General features: G+C 65.2%; 18 protein-coding genes. 13 read left to right on the top strand and 5 right to left on the bottom strand.

The window, feature by feature from the left end:
* Positions 1–10 precede the first annotated feature (10 nt).
* The 7 genes from ACP159_RS24455 to ACP159_RS24425 all read left to right on the top strand — a co-directional run bounded on the left by ACP159_RS24455 (position 11) and on the right by ACP159_RS24425 (position 4,375).
* Entirely contained in the window at positions 11–364 is a 354-nt protein-coding gene (locus tag ACP159_RS24455) for an Mth938-like domain-containing protein (protein ID WP_425099078.1), read from the top strand.
* Between the two features lie 154 nt (positions 365–518).
* Positions 519–1,133, top strand: a complete 615-nt coding sequence (gene ccmA, locus ACP159_RS24450) for a heme ABC exporter ATP-binding protein CcmA (RefSeq protein ID WP_425099077.1) — start codon at positions 519–521, stop codon at positions 1,131–1,133.
* Positions 1,130–1,786, top strand: a complete 657-nt coding sequence (ccmB, locus tag ACP159_RS24445) for a heme exporter protein CcmB (protein ID WP_425099076.1) — start codon at positions 1,130–1,132, stop codon at positions 1,784–1,786. Before ccmA ends, ccmB begins: the two co-directional genes overlap by 4 nt.
* Positions 1,787–1,820: 34 nt before the next feature.
* Positions 1,821–2,882: an AmmeMemoRadiSam system radical SAM enzyme gene (gene amrS, locus ACP159_RS24440; protein WP_425099075.1), complete on the top strand. Its 1,062-nt coding sequence runs from the start codon at positions 1,821–1,823 to the stop codon at positions 2,880–2,882.
* Between the two features lie 67 nt (positions 2,883–2,949).
* Positions 2,950–3,678 carry a heme ABC transporter permease gene (locus ACP159_RS24435; RefSeq protein ID WP_425099074.1) on the top strand — a complete coding sequence of 243 codons (729 nt, stop codon included), beginning with the start codon at positions 2,950–2,952 and terminating at the stop codon, positions 3,676–3,678.
* Complete coding sequence (ccmD, locus tag ACP159_RS24430; RefSeq protein ID WP_425099363.1) at positions 3,675–3,827, top strand: heme exporter protein CcmD; 153 nt, start codon at positions 3,675–3,677, stop codon at positions 3,825–3,827. The genes ACP159_RS24435 and ccmD overlap by 4 nt, the downstream gene beginning before the upstream one ends.
* A 26-nt stretch (positions 3,828–3,853) precedes the next feature.
* Positions 3,854–4,375, top strand: a complete 522-nt coding sequence (locus tag ACP159_RS24425) for a DsbE family thiol:disulfide interchange protein (protein WP_425099362.1) — start codon at positions 3,854–3,856, stop codon at positions 4,373–4,375.
* Positions 4,376–4,538: 163 nt separating this feature from the next.
* Here ACP159_RS24425 and purB read toward each other — a convergent pair whose 3' ends face one another.
* Positions 4,539–5,846, bottom strand: a complete 1,308-nt coding sequence (purB, locus tag ACP159_RS24420; RefSeq protein ID WP_425099073.1) for an adenylosuccinate lyase — start codon at positions 5,844–5,846, stop codon at positions 4,539–4,541.
* A gap of 102 nt (positions 5,847–5,948) precedes the next feature.
* On the opposite strand from purB, the gene ACP159_RS24415 reads away from it, so the two are divergent.
* Both ACP159_RS24415 and ACP159_RS24410 read left to right on the top strand, forming a co-directional pair.
* On the top strand, positions 5,949–6,353 hold the full coding sequence (locus ACP159_RS24415) for a DUF6314 family protein (protein ID WP_425099072.1): 405 nt from the start codon (positions 5,949–5,951) through the stop codon (positions 6,351–6,353).
* A 143-nt stretch (positions 6,354–6,496) separates the two neighbouring features.
* Positions 6,497–7,798, top strand: coding sequence for a DUF3422 family protein (locus tag ACP159_RS24410; protein ID WP_425099071.1), 1,302 nt, complete (start codon positions 6,497–6,499; stop codon positions 7,796–7,798).
* A gap of 126 nt (positions 7,799–7,924) precedes the next feature.
* Here the strand turns inward: ACP159_RS24410 and ACP159_RS24405 are convergent, their stop codons facing one another.
* From ACP159_RS24405 to ACP159_RS24390, 4 genes are all read right to left on the bottom strand, one after another.
* A complete protein-coding gene (locus ACP159_RS24405) occupies positions 7,925–8,968 on the bottom strand; it encodes a YeeE/YedE family protein (protein ID WP_425099070.1) in 1,044 nt (347 codons plus the stop codon).
* Between the two features lie 206 nt (positions 8,969–9,174).
* Positions 9,175–10,155, bottom strand: coding sequence for an ABC transporter permease (locus ACP159_RS24400; RefSeq protein WP_425099069.1), 981 nt, complete (start codon positions 10,153–10,155; stop codon positions 9,175–9,177).
* Positions 10,148–11,155: an ABC transporter permease gene (locus ACP159_RS24395; RefSeq protein WP_425099068.1), complete on the bottom strand. Its 1,008-nt coding sequence runs from the start codon at positions 11,153–11,155 to the stop codon at positions 10,148–10,150. The genes ACP159_RS24400 and ACP159_RS24395 overlap by 8 nt, the downstream gene beginning before the upstream one ends.
* 118 nt (positions 11,156–11,273) lie before the next feature.
* Positions 11,274–12,974 (bottom strand): peptide ABC transporter substrate-binding protein, encoded by a 1,701-nt coding sequence (locus ACP159_RS24390; RefSeq protein WP_425099067.1) that lies wholly within the window; start codon positions 12,972–12,974, stop codon positions 11,274–11,276.
* Between the two features lie 258 nt (positions 12,975–13,232).
* Here ACP159_RS24390 and ACP159_RS24385 point away from each other — a divergent pair, with 258 nt between their 5' ends.
* From ACP159_RS24385 to ACP159_RS24370, 4 genes are all read left to right on the top strand, one after another.
* The gene (locus ACP159_RS24385; protein ID WP_425099066.1) at positions 13,233–15,065 is read left to right on the top strand and encodes a dipeptide ABC transporter ATP-binding protein; all 1,833 of its coding nucleotides are present in this window, start codon (positions 13,233–13,235) and stop codon (positions 15,063–15,065) included.
* Positions 15,066–15,068: 3 nt separating this feature from the next.
* Positions 15,069–16,223: an acetylornithine deacetylase gene (gene argE, locus ACP159_RS24380; RefSeq protein ID WP_425099065.1), complete on the top strand. Its 1,155-nt coding sequence runs from the start codon at positions 15,069–15,071 to the stop codon at positions 16,221–16,223.
* The gene (locus ACP159_RS24375; protein ID WP_425099064.1) at positions 16,220–17,563 is read left to right on the top strand and encodes an NAD(P)/FAD-dependent oxidoreductase; all 1,344 of its coding nucleotides are present in this window, start codon (positions 16,220–16,222) and stop codon (positions 17,561–17,563) included. The genes argE and ACP159_RS24375 overlap by 4 nt, the downstream gene beginning before the upstream one ends.
* A 389-nt stretch (positions 17,564–17,952) precedes the next feature.
* Entirely contained in the window at positions 17,953–19,113 is a 1,161-nt protein-coding gene (locus ACP159_RS24370) for a M20 aminoacylase family protein (RefSeq protein ID WP_425099063.1), read from the top strand.
* Positions 19,114–19,308: the final 195 nt, after the last annotated feature.

Below are 19,308 nucleotides of genomic sequence, written 5' to 3'. Positions count from 1 at the left end.
AAGGGCCTCCATGCGGATCAACGAGATACCCTTTACCGATGCGGTGCCGGTGGATGGCTATGGTCCCGGGTATTTCCGGGTGCAGGGTCAGGTGCATTCCGGCCCGATGCTGATGGCCGGGGGCGGCGCGATGGCTTGGGACGGGCTGTCCGATACGGCTGCGCTGCTCGACCTGGCGGGGCGGGTGGACGTGCTGTTCGTCGGCACGGGCGCCGAGATCTTTCACCTGCCTGCGGAGTTGCGGACCGAACTGGAGGCGGCGGGGCTGGGGGTCGAAGTGATGAACTCTCCCTCTGCCTGCCGGACCTACAACATCCTTCTGAGCGAGGGGCGACGCGTCGCATTGGCGGCATTGCCAGTGTGACGGGGACGGCGCTCGTCCTTCGGACATCGCCCCGCCCACCGTCCCGTCTCGCCCGGCTTCGCCGGGTCTGCCTCCGGCGGGGATATTTGAGGCAATTGGAAGACGTGCGGTTTTGCCGCTTTTCCGCCGTCGCGGCACGGGGTAAGCCTCCGGCATGAATTTGACTGTGACCGATCTTGCGGTGGCCCGGGGCGGCGTGCCGGTTCTGGAAGGCCTTGGCTTTGCGCTGGTCCCGGGGCGGGCGCTGGTGCTGCGCGGGCCGAACGGGTCGGGCAAGACGACGTTGCTCAGGACGGTGGCAGGGCTGCAGCCTGCGTTTTCTGGCACCGTGGAGGGCGCCGGAGACCGGATCGCCTATGCCGCCCATGCGGATGGGCTGAAGTCCATGCTGAGCGTTGCGGAGAACCTGCGGTTCTGGGCTCAGGCCTTTGGCACATCCGACATTTCGGCGGCTCTGGCGGGTTTCAACCTCGAGGGTTTGCAGGGGCGGCTGGCGGGGACGCTTTCCGCCGGGCAGAAGCGGCGGCTTGGGCTGGCCCGGCTGATGGTCACCGGACGGCCGGTCTGGGTGCTGGATGAGCCGACGGTCTCTTTGGATGCGGCTTCGGTGCAGCTGTTTGCGGAAGCTGTGCGCGGGCATCTGGCCGGTGGCGGCAGTGCTCTGATGGCGACGCATATCGACCTCGGGCTGGCGGATGCGGATGTCCTTGACGTGACGCCGTTCAAGGCCGTGCCAAGGGTCTCCACCGCCGACGAGGCCTTCCTGTGATCGCGCTCCTGATCCGGGACCTGCGGCTGGCGGTGCGGGCTGGCGGCGGCTTCGGCCTTGGGCTGGCGTTTTTCCTGATCGTCACGGTGCTGGTGCCGTTCGGGGTCGGGCCGGAGACCGGGCTTCTGGCCCGGATCGCGCCTGGGGTGCTGTGGATCGGGGCGCTCCTGGCCTGCCTTTTGTCGCTGGACCGGATTTTTGCGCTCGACTGGGAGGATGGCTCGCTCGACCTGCTGGCCACGGCGCCGCTGCCGATGGAAGGCATCGTCAGCGTCAAGGCGCTGGCGCATTGGATCACCACGGGCTTGCCGCTGGTGCTGGCCGCCCCGGCGCTCGGCGTGCTGCTGAGCCTGCCGCCGGGGGGCTACCTCTGGGTCGTCGTCAGCCTGGCGCTTGGCACACCCGCGCTGAGCGTCATTGGCACCTTTGGTGCAGCGCTCACCGTCGGGCTGAAACGCGGCGGGCTGCTGCTGTCGCTGCTTGTCCTGCCGCTCTACGTGCCCACGCTCATTTTCGGCGCGGAGGTGGCGCGGCGCGGGGCCGAGGGGCTGGCGGTGCAGACGTCGCTTCTGATGCTGGCGGGTATCAGTTTCGGAGCCATGGCCCTGCTGCCGTTCGCCTCCGCGGCGGTGCTCCGGATCAACCTTCGGTAACGCATCCGCAAGGAAAATGGTGCATGATCGCGCCATGACACACCCGGCCCGCTATTGGGAAGGATCGGGCGACGGCCGAATCCTCTGTACGCTCTGCCCGCGCCTGTGCGCGCTGCGCGAGGGGCAACGCGGGATGTGCTTTGTCCGCAAGCGCGAGGGCGACGCCCTTGTGCTCGACACCTGGGGCCGGTCCTCGGGCTTCTGTGTCGATCCGATCGAGAAGAAACCGCTGAACCATTTCTACCCGGGGACACCGGTGCTGAGTTTCGGTACCGCCGGATGCAATCTTGCCTGCAAGTTCTGCCAGAACCACGACATCTCGAAATCACGTGACATGGACCGGATCGCGGTGGAGGCGACGCCGGAGCGCATTGCGGAAAAGGCGGAGGCGCTTGGCTGCACGTCCGTGGCCTTTACCTACAACGATCCGGTGATCTTCATCGAATATGCCGTGGATGTGGCGGCGGCGGTGCGGGCGCGGGGGATGAAGACCGTCGGTGTGACCGCCGGATACCTGACCCCCCGGGCGCGGGCCGAGTTCTTCGGCGCGATGGATGCGGTGAACATCGACCTCAAGGGGTTCACGGATCGGTTCTACCAGAAGCTCACCGGCTCGCGGCTCGCCCCGGTGCTCGACAGCATCACCTTCGCCGTGCATGACGCGGCCTGCTGGGTGGAGCTGACGACGCTGGTGATCCCCGGCGAGAACGACAGTGCGGCGGAGCTGCGCGCGCTGGCGTCCTGGGTGCGGTGCAACTGTGGGCCCGACGTTCCGCTGCATTTCACGGCGTTCCACCCGCAATTCCGCATGATGGAGACACCGAAGACCTCCCTCGCGGCGCTGCTCAGGGCGCGGGACATCGCGCGGGGGGCGGGGCTGAATCACGTCTATGTCGGCAACGTCCACCATGAAGCCGGGCAATCCACATACTGTTCCGGCTGCCGTACGAAGGTGATCGGGCGCGACTGGTACGCGCTCGGCGACTGGCACCTCGACGAGAAGGGCCATTGCCTGACCTGCGGCACGGCGCTGCCGGGGCGCATCAGCGGCCCGCCCGGCACCTGGGGGCGCAAGCGGCAGCCTGTCGCGCTCTGACCCCCACGTATTGCGCCCCACGCATATTTGATGTGTAAAGCGCCTGAAACGGAGGTAGCCACGCGTCATGTCGATCTGGGAATACGCCAATCCGGTCAGGTTCATCCGGACCACGGACCGCCTGCTGCCCTGGCTCAGCGCGGGCGCAGTGGTCTGCCTGATCGTGGGCCTCGTCTGGGGGTTCTTCTTCACGCCGGAGGATTACCGGCAGGGCAGCACGGTGAAGATCATCTACCTGCATGTGCCCTCGGCGCTGATGGCGATCAACGCCTGGATGATGATGCTGGTCGCCTCGCTGATCTGGATCGTGCGCCGCCACCACGTCAGCGCCCTGGCCGCGCGCGCCGCAGCCCCCGTGGGCGCGACCATGACGGTGATCGCTCTGGCGACCGGCGCGATCTGGGGCCAACCGATGTGGGGCACCTGGTGGGCCTGGGACCCGCGGCTGACGTCCTTCCTGATCCTCTTCCTGTTCTACCTTGGCTACATGGCGCTCTGGTCGGCGATCGAAAACGATGACACGGCGGCGGATTTGACCTCGATCCTCTGCCTCGTCGGATCGGTCTTCGCGCTGCTGTCCCGCTACGCCGTGAACTTCTGGAACCAGGGCCTGCACCAGGGGGCCTCCCTGTCGCTCGACAAGGAAGAGAACGTCGCGGACGTCTTCTACTTCCCGCTGCTGGTCTGCATCGGCGGGTTCGTACTCCTGTTCATCGCGCTGGTCTTCCTGCGCACCCAGACGGAAATCCGGGCCCGCCGGGCACGGGCGCTGCTCGCGCGGGAGAGGGTGGTCTGATGCCGGATCTCGGGAAATACGCCCAGGCGGTGCTGTCGTCCTACGCGGTGTCGATCCTGCTGATCGTGGCGCTGGTCGCGATCTCCATCCTGCGTGCGCGGCGGGTCAAGGCGGAGCTGCACCAGATCGAGGAAAGGTTGAAGAAGTGAGCGAACGCAAGGGCATATCGCCACTGATGCTGCTGCCGCCGGTGATCTTTCTGGCGCTCGGGACGATGTTCTTCTTCGGCCTCTGGCGCGAGGGGGCAAACGAGCTGGAATCGAAATTCACCGGCAAGCCGCACCCGGCCATGACCGCGGAGGCGCTGCCGGGGTACGACGCGGTGACGCCGGAGATGCTGGCGGCCGGTGAGGTCACACTCGTCAACTTCTGGGCCAGCTGGTGTCCTCCGTGCCGGGCCGAACATCCGCGTCTGCTGGAGATGCAGGCGCAGGGGGTGCGGATCGTCGGCGTGAACTTCAAGGATCAGGAAAAGCAGGCACTCAAATACCTCGAAGAGGAAAGCAGCCCGTTCCTTGCGGTGGCTTTCGACCCGGCGGGGCGCACCGCGATCGACTGGGGCGTGACCGGTCCGCCCGAGACCTTCATCCTCGACGGTGACGGGGTGGTGGTCTTCAAATTCGTCGGCCCGCTCGTGGGTTCCGACTACGAACAGCGCTTCCTGCCGGCACTCGAAGCGGCCCTGGCGGCGCAATAATCGCCCGTCAGGCCGGAGAGAAAGCCGTCTTTCCCGAGCCCGCGCCTTTGCTTCTTTGGTCCCCAAATACCCTCGGGGGAGCCCTGACAGGGCGTGGGGGCAGAGCCCCCAACCGTGGCGCAGCCACGGGCGAGTCGCCCCGGCGCAGCCGGGGCGAAATCCCTCAGTCCTCGTGGAACACCCGGGCAAAGATCGTGTCGACATGCTTGGTGTGGTAGCCGAGGTCGAACTTCTCGTTGATCTCCTCCTCGGACAGCGCCGCCCGCACTTCCTCATCCGCCAGCAGCTCCTCGCGGAAATCGGTCCGATGATCCCAGACCTTCATGGCGTTGCGCTGCACCAGCCGGTAGGCATCCTCGCGGCTCACGCCCGCCTGCGTCAGCGCCAGCAGCACGCGCTGCGACATAACCAGTCCGGGGAACTTGTTCATGTTGTCGAGCATGTTCTGCGGGTAGACCAGCAGCTTGTCGATCACCGAGGTCAGGCGGGACAAGGCGAAGTCCAGCGTGATCGTGGTGTCCGGCCCGATGTTCCGCTCCACTGAGGAATGCGAGATGTCCCGCTCGTGCCACAGCGCGACGTTCTCCATCGCGGGGATCACCGCCATGCGGACAAGGCGGGCAAGGCCGGTGAGGTTTTCGGTCAGCACCGGGTTTTTCTTGTGCGGCATGGCGGAGGAGCCTTTCTGCCCCATGGAGAAGAATTCCGCCGCTTCCAGCACCTCGGTGCGCTGCATGTGGCGGATCTCGATGGCGATGTTCTCGATCGAGGAGGCGATCACGCCAAGGGTGGCGAAGAACGCCGCGTGGCGGTCACGCGGGATCACCTGCGTGGAGATCGGCTCGGGCACGAGGCCGAGCTTGTCGCAGACATGCTCCTCGACCGCCGGGTCGATGTTGGCGAAGGTGCCGACGGCGCCGGAGATGGCGCCCGTGGCGATCTCCGCCCGCGCATCGCGCATGCGGGAGAGGTTGCGGTCCATCTCGGCGTAGAAGCGCGCGAAGGTCAGGCCCATGGTGGTCGGCTCGGCGTGGATGCCGTGCGAGCGGCCGATGCGCACCGTGTCCTTGTGTTCGTAGGCGCGGCGCTTGAGCGCGGCGAGCAGCCCTTCGATGTCCTTGATGAGGATGTCGGAGGCGCGGACCAGCTGCACGTTGAAGCAGGTGTCGAGCACGTCCGACGAGGTCATGCCCTGATGCACGAAGCGGGCTTCCTCGCTGCCCACATGCTCGGCGAGGTGGGTGAGGAAGGCGATGACGTCATGCTTGGTTACGGCCTCGATTTCGTCGATGCGGGCCACGTCGAACTCCACGTCCTTCGCCTTCCAGACCGCCTCGGCATTCTCGCGCGGGATCACGCCCAGATCGGCCATCGCGTCGCAGGCATGGGCCTCGATCTCGTACCAGATCTTGAACTTGGTTTCCGGGGACCAGATGGCGACCATCTCGGGACGGGAATAACGGGGGATCATCGGCAGACTTTCGCGTTGAGTTCGGGGATTGGGGGCCTCATAAACCCTGCTGCACCAGCGAACAAGAGGAAGGGGCGGGCCGCGATGACGCAAGGGCCGGGCTTGGCAGACTTCGAAGGACAATGGACCTACATCCGGCAGATCGACGACCGGACCGGGCTTGGACAGGGGCAGGGCGCAGGCGAGGCAGTCTTCACGCTGGATGCCGCCGGGCTGCGCTATGACGAAAGCGGTACCATGGCTTTCGCCACCACGCCCCGGATGAAGAACACCCGCAGCTATCTCTGGCGTCTCGCCCCGCGGGGGATCGCGGTCTTTTTCGAGGACGGGCGCCCGTTCCACACGGTCGATCCCGGGCAGGGGCAGCCCCGGGCCGAGCATTGGTGCGACCCGGATCAATACGATGTGACCTACGACTTCTCGGCCTGGCCGGCGTGGTCGAGCACCTGGCGGGTTCGGGGGCCGCGCAAGGATTACGCAATGTTCACCTGGTACAGCCGAGCTTAAGACTTTGAAAACCAATCGCTTTTCTCCCGGAGGGCAGGCGGTATACATCGGTATTCCTGTAACGCTTTGAAAATATTGATCTTTTACCCTTTACTCGGAGCAACCCGCGCGTATTTTGCACGCGACTCACAAGGATTACGCCCATGGCGCCCATTGCCGACCACCCGCTGCGCTATCCGCTCGCCAACGAACTGCACGCCCGGCCGTTCCCGTCGCTGACGCCGCCCTGTCGCGCGGTCTATCTGGCGATCAAGAAGGCGGAAGGCGCCGCGAGCCGGGACAAGCGCGAGGACCTGGCGCATCTGATCGACCTTCTGAGCCGTTTCGGCACCGCGCACCCGCAGCCGGGCGCCACGCATTTCTCCACCCGCATTGGCCAGCACACGTTGAAATGGGAGCAACACACCGAATTCGTGACCTATACGGTCTTCCTGAACGGTCTTGGGCACCGGCCGTACGATCCGGCGGATTTCGAGGTGTTTCCGGACGATTGGCTGGAGAATGCGCCGGGGGTGCGCGTCACCTCGGCCATGATCCGCGTCGCCCCGCGCCCCGAGCATGACGAGGAACTGCAGGAAAAGATCGACGACTGGATGGTGCCGGAGAGCGTGGCGGTCAGCCGGGTTCTGGATGACGACGCGATGATTGCCGGCGATTTCCGTATCGACACGGCAGGGCACACGCGGTTCGCCGTCTTCACCGCCCCGGGCGTCGGAGAACGGCGCGTCGGGCGGATCGTGCAGCGGCTGTGTGAAATCGAGACCTACAAGACCATGTCCATGCTCGGCTTTTCCCGGGTGCGCGAGATCGGGCCGCGGATGGGCGAGATCGACCGCGAGCTGTCGCGGCTGATGGAGGCCATGACAAGCCGCTCGGATGCGGAGGAGGAGACGCTGAAGGCGCTTCTGTCAGTCTCGGCGGAGCTCGAAAGCCTGTCGGCGCACTGCTCCTTCCGGCTCGGGGCGACCTTTGCCTACGAGGCGCTGGTGCACAAGCGCATCGAGGTGCTGCGCGAGATGCGGTTCCGCGGGCGGCAGACCTTCGCGGAGTTCATGACGCGGCGCTACCAGCCCGCGATGCGGACCGTCAAGAGCAGCGAAGGCCAGCTCGGCAGCATGGCTGACCGGGCGATGCGGGCCGGGGATCTCCTGCGGACGCGGGTCGAGGTCCAGCGCTCGGCGCAGAACCAGCAGCTTCTGGAGAGCATGGACAAGCGGGCGGAGGCGCAACTGCACCTGCAGAAGACGGTGGAAGGGCTGTCGGTGGTGGCGATCAGCTACTACGCGGTCTCGCTGGTCAGTTACCTGCTGTATCCGGTGTCGGAGCCGCTCGGGTTGTCGAAGGGCACGCTGACGGCTCTTGTGGTGCTGCCCGTGGTGGCGGTGGTCTGGCTGATGATCGGTCGTATCCGGTCGTCCATGGATGACCCCGGCCGGCATTTGTAGGACTTTTCCCGGAGCGGAGCGCCTGCGGCGCGCATGGCGTTTTGCGTTCGGGCCACGCAGGCCTTGAGGAGGGCTTTGCCCTCCTCAAACTCCTCCCAAGGTATTTTCAGACCAAAGAAGACGCGGTCACTCCGCCGGGACGGCGGTGAGGCGCCCTGAGGACCGTCGGCTGAGTACCCAATTGGTGACGAGGGTGCCTGCCGCGATGGATGCCAGTGCAAGGATTGCGGCAATGGAGAGCGTCGGTACGCCGGAGAGGCCTGCGCCCACGGTGCAGCCGCCGGCGAGGACGCCGCCCACGCCCATGAGCACTGCGCCGGTCATGTAGCGTCCGGTCTCGGCCGGGCTGGAGAAGCTCTGCCACTGGAAGCGCCGGGAGGCGAGGGCGGAGAGCAGGGCGCCACCCAGCACGCCGCCGATCAGGCCGACGCCGAAGCCAGCGGGGATCGAGGTGGAGGCGATGGACCAGAACAGGGTCTCCGACCAGGGCGAGGTGAAGCTGAGGCTTTCCAGCGTGATCGGGTCGAAGTCGTCGTAGAGGAGGAAGCCGGTACCGACCCAGCCGAGCGGGACCAGCAGGCCGAGCGATGCCGCGAGGATCAGCGACACCGGGCGCGCGCCGGAGCGGGCGGCGAAGGCCAGCGCGGCCAGGGCGAGGATCGCGGTCCAGATCAGCGCATTGCCGGGCAAGGCGGCGTTGTCCAGGGCCACCGTCTGCGCCGCCAGCGTGGTGCGGATCGGGGCGAGGGTGCCCTTGAGCGTGGCATGGGCGACCACCGCGAAGACGGCAAGGACGGTCAGCGCACGCAGGTTGCCGGAGCCGGTCAGCACCGTCAGCCGAGAGGCGCAGCCCCGGGTCAGGACCATGCCCGCGCCGAAGATCAGACCGCCCACGACGATGGCCAGCCAGGGCAGGTCGGCGTTCATGAAGCGGTGGTCGTCGAAGCTGATCCAGCCTTGCCAGACGGCAGCCTGCGTGCCGATGAGCGCCGCGGCGAGCGCGGTCAGCCAGACACCGGAAGCGGCACGGCGGTCCTCGCCGATCAGGGCGCGGCGGAAGCAGAACTTCGTCTGCTCGGCAAACACGCCATAAAGCGCGCCGAGGATGAGGGCGAAGTAGACCGCCACTTGCGGTGCCGTGAGCTCTTCGAAGCCGAGGGATTCGAACATGGGTTTGCCTCCGGAATGGGAACAATGTTCCAATGAAGGACTGCATGGGGCTTTGGCAAGCACATGCCTTATGGGAGGCAAGACTCCCAGTGGAACGATGTTCCGGATTCCGGGGTCATCCGGTCCGACTGTTCTTTTGCCGCAAAAACAGGCGGCGCTTGTTCCGCCGCCGCGCAGGGCCGTACCGGACTTGTCCTTATTTGCGCTCAGCGTCCGCGGATGCGTGGATCGAGCGCGTCGCGCAGGCCGTCGCCGATGTAATTGACCGAGAGCACGGTCAGCGAGATGGCGAAACCCGGCAGCAGCACGCGCTCCGGGTATTGCTCCATGCGCACCACCGCGTCGGCCAGCATCTTGCCCCATGTCGGGAAGTCGGAGGGGAACCCGACGCCGAGGAAGCTGAGGGCGCTTTCGGTGATGATGGCCGTGGCGAGGCCGAGGGCGGCGGAGACCATGATCGGCGAAAGCACATTCGGCAGCAGGTGACGGCGGATGATCTTGCCGTTGGAGGTGCCGATGGAGCGGGCGGCGAGCACGAACTCGCGTTCCTTGATCGCCAGCACATCGCCGCGCACGATCCGGGCGGTGGGCATCCAGGAGGTGATGGCGATGATCGTGACGATCAGGATGAACATGCCGCCTTCAGGGCCTGCAAGCGTGCGCAGAGGCTGACGAAACAGCGTCACGGCGAGCAGCAGCAGCGGCAGGATCGGCAGGGCGAGGAACAGGTCCGTGGTGCGCATCAACAGCCCGTCGATGCGTCGGTAGAAGCCCGCCAGAACGCCGATGGCGGTGCCGATGACCAGGCTGAGCACCATCGCGGCCCAGCCCACGGCCATGGAGGCGCGGCCCCCGGCGATCAGCTGCGCGAGGTGGTCCCGGCCCAGCTGGTCGGAGCCGAGCGGCTTGGCCCAGGAGACCTTGGCATCGCTGTCCCAGAGCGCGGTATAGATCGGCCGCATGTCCTTGGCGCGGATGTCTGTCTTGCCCGGATCGACGGTCCAGAGGTACGGCCCGATCAGCACCGCGAGGGTGATCAGCACGAGAAACGCCAGGCCGACCATGGCGCCCTTGTGCTTGCGGAACTGGTGCCAGACGTCCTGCGCACGCGACGTGGGCGGGGCCATCGGCCCGCTGTCCTTCAGCGCTTCGATGGGGGTCGGTGAGGCGGGGAGGGGCTCAGTCATAGCGGATCCTCGGGTCAAGGACACCGTAGAGGATGTCGGCGATCAGGTTGAACAGCACGATGAGCACCGCGAAGATGAAGGTCAGCGTCATCACGCCCGGCAGGTCGTTGGCGAAGAGCCAGCTGAGCAGCAATTGCCCGATACCATTCACGCCGAAGACGTTCTCGGTGATGATGGCACCGCCGAATATGGACGGAATGCCAAGCGCAATGACGGTGACCACCGGGATCATGGAGTTGCGCAGGACGTGGACCATGACGACCACCGCTTCTGAAAGGCCCTTGGCGCGGGCGGTGCGGACGTAATCCTGACCGAGGTTGTCGAGCATGGTGGCCCGCATGTAGCGGCTGAGCTGGGCGGTGATCTGCAAGGCGAGGACCATGACGGGCATGACCATCTGCATCAGCTGCACCTTGAAGCTCTCCCAGTCGGTGACGACGTGGGTGGTGTCATAGACGGAGGGCAGCCAGCCGAGCTGCACGGAGAAGATCACGATCAGCAGCGGGCCGGTGAAGAACGGCGGGATGGAGAAGCCGATCATGGTGACGAAGGTGCCGGCCTGGTCGAAAACGGAATACTGACGGTAGGCCGAATAGATCCCCACCGGAATGGCGATCAGGATGGCGACGACATAGGCGACACCGACCACGGCGAGGGTCTGCGGGATGCGCTGGACGATGGTGTCCATGACCGGGGCGCGGTTCTGCCAGGAGATCACGCGCTGCTTGCCTTCGGAAAAATCGGTGCCGAGGAGCCAGTCGAGGAAGACCTGCGGCTCGATCCAGAAGACCTGGACCAGCCATTTCCAGTATTGCACCAAGGCGGGCTCGCCCACGCCGAGGGCCTCCCGCATCTTCTGCTTGACCTCGTCGGGCACGGTGAGAGGCACGTCGGCCATGGGATCGCCAGGGGCGAGTTGCAGGAGCATGAAGATGACGAAACTGATGAACAGAAGCGTCGGGATCGACAGGATCAGACGTCGCACGGCGTAGGATAGCATCGGCGCCTCGGGTCAGAAGTTTCTTGTTGGTCTTTTTCTGGACGCAAGGCGGGGCATAGCCCCGCCCTACGCGATGTCGGACTGTAGGGCGGGGCTGTGCCCCGCACCCCTGCCGGGATCACTTCACCCGGTACCAGTCCGCCACGTTCCAGAGTTCGCTGTCCCAGGCGTTCATCACGACGCCGCCAAGCGCGTTGGATGCCGCGGCGATCCGGCCGCGGTGGACCAGCGGGATCATCATGCCGTTCTCGATCGCCATATCGTTCAGCTTGACGCCGATCGCGCCACGCGCCTCGGTCCCGACCGTGCTGGCCAGTTCCTTGTGCAGCGCGTCGTACTCCGGCATGCAGAAACGCGAGATGTTCTCGCCCTGCCACTGGCTGTCCGGGCCGGGCGCCTTGTCGCACAGGCCGTTGCCGAGATAGGCCTGCGGGTCGGTGCCCGGGAAGGTGTTGGCGTACATCTGCACGTCGGCATAGAACTTCTGGAAGGTGTCGGGCGAGCCCGCGTCACCGCCGAAGAACACGGAGGAGTCGACGTTGCGCAGCTCGACTTCCATGCCGAGGTCGGTCCACCATTCCTTGATCAGCGCCTGGAAGTCCTGGCGCACAGCATTGGTGGAGGTCTGGAACAGGATCGACAGCGGCACGCCGTCCTTCTCGCGCACGCCGTCGCCATCGGTGTCGACGATGCCCGCCGCGTCAAGCATGGCCTTGGCGCCGTCCATGTCCTGTGTCCCGCAGTCGAAGGTCTTGGAATCGAACCAGTCCGGCGCGGGCACCCAGTTGCAGGTCACCTTGCCTGCCGCGCCATAGCCGATCTCGACGAGGAGCGGGCGGTCGATGGCCATGGACATGGCCTTGTACACCGCCGGGTCGCGCAGGAACGGGTGCGGATGGGCGGAGGTCGACCGCTCGCCTTCCGGCAGGTCCGGCGACGGATCGGTCCAGTTGATCTGGACACGCTCCACGGTGCCGCCGAAGTCGGCGACGAAGGTGCCCTTGCCGGCCTCCAGCATCTTTTCCATCACGTCCGGAGCCAGCTGCTGGTTCCAGGCATAGTCGAACTCGCCGGTCTCCAGCACCGCCCGCGCCGCCGAGGCCGCGTCGCCGCCGCCCTTGAGTGTAACCTTGGCGAAGGACGGCTTGGAGGCATCGCGGAAGTACTCGTTGATCGAGTAGGTCACGACGTCGTTGGTCTTGAACTCGTCGACCTTGTAGGGCCCGGTTCCGATGGGGCCGAAGTTCTGGTCGGTGCAGGTGGAGGCCGCCGCGCCGAGGCAGGCCTCGAATTGCGCCTTCTGCAGGATCGGGCTCTCGGCGCCGACGAAGGGCAGGTAGGGATTGGGGGTCGGCTGATCGAAGGTGATCTTGACGGTCAGGTCATCCGGCGTCTCGACGCTTGTGATGCCCTCGAACTTGGTCGACTGGGCGCAGCCGCCTTCGGGGTGGGTGCAGTATTCATAGGTGAACAGCACGTCGGCGGAGGTGAAATCCGAGCCGTCCGACCATTTCAGACCCGGTGTGATCTTCCAGGTGATCTGTGTCAGGTCCTCGGATACGCCGCCGTTCTCGACGGTCGGGATCTCCTCCACGAGCCAGGCCGTCAGCGCGCCGGTCTCGTCATAACGCGCCAAAGGTTCGATGATCAGCGAGGCCGCCTCGACATCCTTGCGGCCGCCGCTGAGAAAGGGATTCAGCGTCGACGGCGCCTGCCAGTAGATGATGCGCACCTCGTCGTCCGCTCCGCGCTCGGCAAAGGCGGCGGGGGCGAAAGCCATGGAGGCAGCGGCCCCGAGCAGCAGTGTCCTGAGTTTCATCTCACTCTCCTTGTTGGTCCGGGGTTGGCCCGGAAATCTATTTTTTTCATGGGGATGGATGACAGTTTCGGCGCTTCGGTCTCATCCGGGCCAAGCCGTAGACGTCCGAAACCCAAGTCACCTGCGCATCCCCACACTACCCCCATCGAAACAGGATTTGCGCAAATTGCAAGCATTGCCTTGGGGTTAATCAAGGCGGGGTTTGACACTGCTGAAAACATGGCCTTACCGTCAGGAGAACCGAACGGGAGACCCGCCATGCTCGATGATACCCAGGCCGCGCCGATCGCCCGGATCGAAAACCTCCGGGTGGAATTTCAGACCAAGTCCGGACCGGTGGTCGGTGTCGAGGACATCTCCTTCGAGATCGGCCCCGGCGAGACGGTCTGCGTCGTGGGGGAATCCGGCTCGGGTAAATCCGTGTCGTCGCTGTCGCTGATGCGTCTGGTGGAGTACGGCGGCGGCGAAATCGCCCGTGGACGGCTGCTGTTCGATCGGCGCGAGGGCGGCGAGATCGACCTTGCCACGGCGGGTGACAGCCTTATGCGCACCATCCGTGGCAACGAAATCGGCATGATTTTTCAAGAGCCTATGACGGCCTTGAACCCCGTCTTCACCGTTGGACGCCAGTTGACGGAGGGGCTTCGGGTGCACAAGGGGCTCTCGCAGAAGCAGGCGCAGGAGCGGGCGCTGGATCTGCTGCGGCAGGTCCGCATCCCCGAACCGGAGCGGCGTTTGAAGCAATACCCGCACGAGTTGTCAGGGGGCATGCGCCAGCGGGTGGTGATCGCCATGGCCCTCGCCTGTGAGCCGCGCCTGTTGATCGCGGACGAGCCGACGACAGCCCTCGACGTGACGATTCAGGCGGAAATCCTCGCACTCATCGACAGGTTGAAACGCGAGACGGGAACCGCGGTGATGTTCATCACCCACGATATGGCCGTCGTGGCCCAGATGGCGGACCGCGTGGTGGTCATGTTCCGCGGCAACAAGGTCGAGGAGGGGCCGGTGCGGCAGATTTTCGAATCGCCGCAGCATCCCTATACGCAGGCGCTGCTGGCTGCCGTGCCGAAGCTTGGCGAGATGACCGGCAAGGCACTGCCGGAGCCGATGAAGCTGCTGGGCGCGGATGCGAGCCTCGTCAAGCCGATTGCCGGGCAGGACACGGTCCTCTTGGATGTTCAAGGGCTTACAACGCGGTTTCCGGTTCGTGGCGGGTTCTTCCGGCGGCACATTTCCAACGTGCACGCCGTGGAGGACGTGTCATTCCGGATCAACAAGGGCCAGACCCTGAGCCTTGTCGGCGAGTCCGGTTGCGGTAAATCCAGCGCTGGCCGCTCGATCCTGCGGCTGGTGGAACCGGTCGCCGGGAGCGTGGTGCTCGACGGCGTGGACGTGATGGCCCTGTCGCCCGCGAAACTGCGCGAGGAACGGCGGGAAATGCAGATGATCTTCCAGGACCCCTTCGCCTCGCTCAATCCGCAGTTGCAGTTGGCCGACCAGGTGGCGGAGCCGATCCACAACTACCGCATCGAGACCGGCAGTGCGGTGATGGACCATGTGGCGCAGCTCTTCGACCGGGTGGAACTGCCGCGCAGCTTCATGCGCCGCTATCCGCACGAACTCTCCGGTGGCCAGCGCCAACGTATTGCAATCGCCCGCGCTTTGGCGCTCCGGCCGAAACTGATCGTGGCCGACGAGGCGGTCAGCGCGCTGGACGTGTCTGTGCAGGCACAGGTGGTCAACCTGATGATGGAACTGCAGGCCGACCTCGGCCTGTCTTACCTTTTCATCAGCCACGACATGGCAGTCGTGGAACGCGTCAGCCATATGGTCGGGGTCATGTACCTTGGCCGGATCGTGGAGATCGGTCCTCGGCAGGCGGTCTTCGAGAACCCGCAGCATCCGTATACCCAGGCGCTCATGAAGGCCGTGCCGATTGCGGACCCGACTCAAAGAAAGTCCGAGAAGGATTTGAATTTCAAGCCAATTCCCTCTCCTATCCATCCGGTGGATTATCAGCCTGCGCGCTCCGAATACCGCGAGATCACACCGGGGCACCGCGTGCTGGTTACGGACAGCGGGTACTGAACGATGGACCGCCTTTCGCCGCGCGAAATCCTCGAACGCCTGATCGGCTTTCCCTCGGTGAGCCGCGACAGCAATCTTCCCTTGATCGACTGGGTTGAGTCCTACCTGGTCGGGCACGGTATCGAGTGCTTCAAGACATTCAAGCAAGGCGAGGAAAAGGCTGCACTTTTTGCGCATGTTGGCCCGCCGGACGAGGGCGGCGTGGTGCTCTCCGGTCATACGGACGTGGTGCCTGTCGACGGGCAGGCCTGGACCAGTGATCCGTTTACCCTGACCGAGCGGGACGGTCGGCTTTACGGGCGCGGAGCGACCGACATGAAAGGTTTCGATGCGCTGGCCATCTGGGCGCTGGTCGAAGCACGCTACAAGGGCGTTCAGCGGCCCCTACAGATAGCTTTGAGCTATGACGAGGAAGTGGGCGTGATTGGCGTGCGTGATCTGATCAAGGCTATGGAAACCTTGCCAAAAGCCAGCGATGTGATTGTTGGCGAGCCGACCATGATGAAGGCGGTGACGGGGCACAAGGGCGGCATCGTGTTCTGGGTGCATGTGCACGGCTTCGAGGTCCATTCGTCGATGCTTCATACCGGCGTGAGTGCGGTGATGTGGGGGGCGAAATTGATTGATTGGGCCAACCAGGTGAACGCGGCACAAATGGCAGCGGAACCGACTGGAATATCACGGTTTTTCGATCCGCCTTATACGAACCTACACGTCGGAATGATTAACGGCGGCACCGCGCATAACATAACGGCGAAGGACTGTGAATTCGGGTTCAGCTTTCGTATCGTGCCCGGTGACGATCCCCAGGTTTGGAGAGAAGCGTTCTTATGCAAGATCAAGGCGTTGGAGGCGGACATGAAGGTGATCCGGCCCGAGGCATGGATCGAGGTGACCGAACGCTCGAGCCTGCCACCCTTCGCGCCGACCGGGACCAACAGCGCGGAGGCACTGGTTCGGCAACTGACCGGCGATAATTCCGAGAATTTCGTGAGTTACGGCACGGAAGCCAGCCATTTCCAAGCAGCCGGCTATGCCGTCGTGGTCTGCGGGCCGGGCAGCATCGCGGTGGCGCACCAACCGGACGAGTACATCACGCTGGAGCAATTCGCCGAAGGGCAGCGGTTCATGGAGCGGCTCGTGGAGACACTGGCGTGACCTTTCCGATCCGCGACGACGGGCCGGTGGAGCATATGAGCTCCCTGCCGCAAACCGTTGATCTTGTTGTGATAGGCGGCGGCGTGATCGGCATTTGCACGGCCCTCTACGCGGCGCGGCAAGGGATGTCCGTGCTGGTTCTGGAGAAGGGCCGCGTGGCGGCGGAACAGTCGAGCCGCAACTGGGGCTGGATCCGGGTGCAGGGTCGTGACCTGGCCGAAGTGCCTATCGCACTGGAATCGCAGGATCTTTGGCAAGACCTGGACCGCATGTGCGAGGGGCGCCTCGGGGTGCGGCAAGTGGGGGTGACATACCTTGCCCGAACCGAGCGCGAGATGGCCGCCTTCGCGGACTGGCTTGCAGAGGCGTCTACTTTAGGTGTGTCGTCCAAGATATTGAATAAGAAGGAAACCTTGTCTCTCCTTGGGCAGCCCGGCGCGCCCTGGATCGGGGCCTTGCACACGCCCACCGACATGAAGGGCGAACCCTGGGTCGCCGTGCCGGAACTGGCGCGGCTGGCGCGTGCGGAGGGGGCGCTGATCCGGGAGCGCTGCGCGGTGCGGGGTTTGCAGGTTCGGGATGGTCGCGTGACCGGCGTCATCAGCGAGGAAGGACTGGTCAAGGCAGGGCGCGTGGTGCTGGCAGGCGGGGCTTGGTCGAGCCTGTTTCTGCGACGTCATGGCGTTGATATTCCACAGCTTTCGGTCCGATCTACGGTCATGGCCTCCAAACCCCTGCCACAGGTTGTGAGCACCGCTGCGGTCGATGACCGGATGGCGTTCCGGCCTCGGACGGATGGTGGCTATACGCTGGCTCCGGCTGCCTTTGCGGAGCTTTTCGTCGGGCCGGATGCGGTGCGGCATCTGCGGCGCTACCTGCCGCTGGCACTGTCGGGCGAATTCGACGTGGCGCTGCGCGGTCCGGCGCCCAAGGACTGGCCCGATGCGGTCTCGACGAAGCGGCACTGGGCCGACGGCGAGCAGAGCCCGTTCGAGCGGATGCGGGTTCTGGACCCGGCCCCGAATGCAAAGAAAATCAAGGAGTTGAAAACCGGCTTCGAAGCGATTTACCCGGCAGTCCGCAAAGTGCAGAGCGCGGCGGAATGGGCCGGACTGATCGACGTTCTGCCCGACGTGGTGCCTGTCGTGGACGAGGAACCGACCCTGCCGGGGCTGATCGTGGTGACCGGCATGTGCGGCCATGGCTTCGGCATCGGACCGGCCTTCGGGCGCATTGCAGCGGATCTCGCAGCGGGCAAGGACCCGGGGCATGACTTGAGCCGGTTCCGGATCACGCGGTTCCGCGATGGCTCGAAACTGGTGCGGGGGCCGAACCTGTGACGCGTTGGCCTTCGCGATCATGGCCAATCGTAAACAGTCCGGACGCTGGGGTTAACGCGGTCGGAAAGCGAAAACCGCACAAGATGGTGTGGTCGTTTTCCTGGCGTCCACAATTGCGAGACAACGGCAGCCTCCGTCCCCTGCAAAATCGGCGGCGTTTGGTACGATTCTGTCCGAGTTTCGTACAGATTTGATACTCGGTCCTGTCCATGGTATCGATACCATGGCCATTTGGCCCGTGACGCTGCGTCGTGATCCGTTAATCCGGCGCGTTCGTGGCATAGGGCAACCGCTTGCGGCACAGGCCGCCGCCGCGCGACACACCTTGCAGCCCGCCTGCGCCGATGGCAGGGTTTGATCAAATTCCACGCCAGACCGAGGAGCACCCCATGCCCGTCAAGAACCGCTTTGCCGAGTTGCACGATGACATCACCGCCTGGCGCCGGGACCTGCACGCGCATCCTGAGATCCTGTTCGAGACGCACCGCACAAGCGCATTGGTGGCCGAGAAGCTGCGTGCCTTCGGCTGTGACGCGGTGACGGAGGGGATCGGGCGGACCGGGGTGGTCGGCGTGATCAAGGGCAAGTCGGACAAGAGTGGCAAGGTGATCGGCCTGCGCGCCGACATGGATGCGCTGCCGATCCACGAACAGACCGGGGTGGACTATGCGTCCAGGACCGACGGGGCGATGCACGCCTGCGGCCATGACGGCCACACGGCGATGCTGCTGGGGGCGGCGCGGTACCTGGCGGAGACGCGGAATTTTGACGGCACCGTGGTGGTGATCTTCCAGCCTGCCGAGGAGGGCGGCGGCGGCGGCCGGGAGATGTGCGAGGACGGGCTGATGGAGCGCTGGGGCATCCAGGAGGTCTATGGCATGCACAACTGGCCGGGCGTGCCGGTGGGGTCTTTCGCCATACGGCCCGGCGCGTTCTTTGCCGCGACGGACCAGTTCGAGGTCTTTCTGGAAGGCAAGGGCGGCCATGCGGCGAAACCGCAGGAGACGGTGGACACGACGGTGATGGCGGCGCAGCTGGTGCTCGCCCTGCAGACGATCGCCAGCCGGAATGCCGATCCGGTGGACCCGCTGGTGGTCTCGGTCACGTCCTTCGAGACCTCGTCGAAGGCGTTCAACGTGATCCCGCAGCGGGTGCATATCAAGGGGACGGTCCGGACGCAGTCGGCCGAGATGCGCAAGCTGGCAGAGGAACGGCTGACAGCGATCTGCGCCGGGGTGGCGGCGACCTTTGGCGGGACGGCGGATGTGCGCTACTACCACGGTTACCCGGTGATGGTGAACTCCGAGGAGCAGACGGAGTTTGCAGCGGACGTGGCGCGGTCGATTTCCGGGCAATGCGCCGAGGCGCCCCTGGTCATGGGCGGTGAGGATTTCGCCTATATGCTGGAGGAACGGCCGGGCGCCTATATCCTCGTCGGCAATGGCGATACCGCGCCGGTTCATCACCCGGAGTACAACTTCAACGACGAGGCCATCCCCGCAGGGTGCTCATGGTGGGCGGAAATCGTCGAGCGCCGGATGCCGGCCTGAGCCCGGAACGGCGGAGGCGCTCCCGGCCCTGCGGGACCAGTCGTCCCTCCCACCGTCCCGCAACCCAAGCCCACGGGGGTGCGCCCCTGTCTTCTTTGGTCTGCAAATACCGCGGAGGGAGGCTCGTCAGAGCCGTGGGGGGCCCAGCCACCACCCCCCCCCCCCGGGGCGGGCCCCGGACATACCCCCGGGGGC

Origin of the sequence: Tropicibacter sp. S64 (assembly GCF_049803835.1) — a bacterium.
Lineage (GTDB): Bacteria > Pseudomonadota > Alphaproteobacteria > Rhodobacterales > Rhodobacteraceae > Pacificoceanicola.
This window is presented reverse-complemented; position numbering and strand designations above follow the sequence as displayed.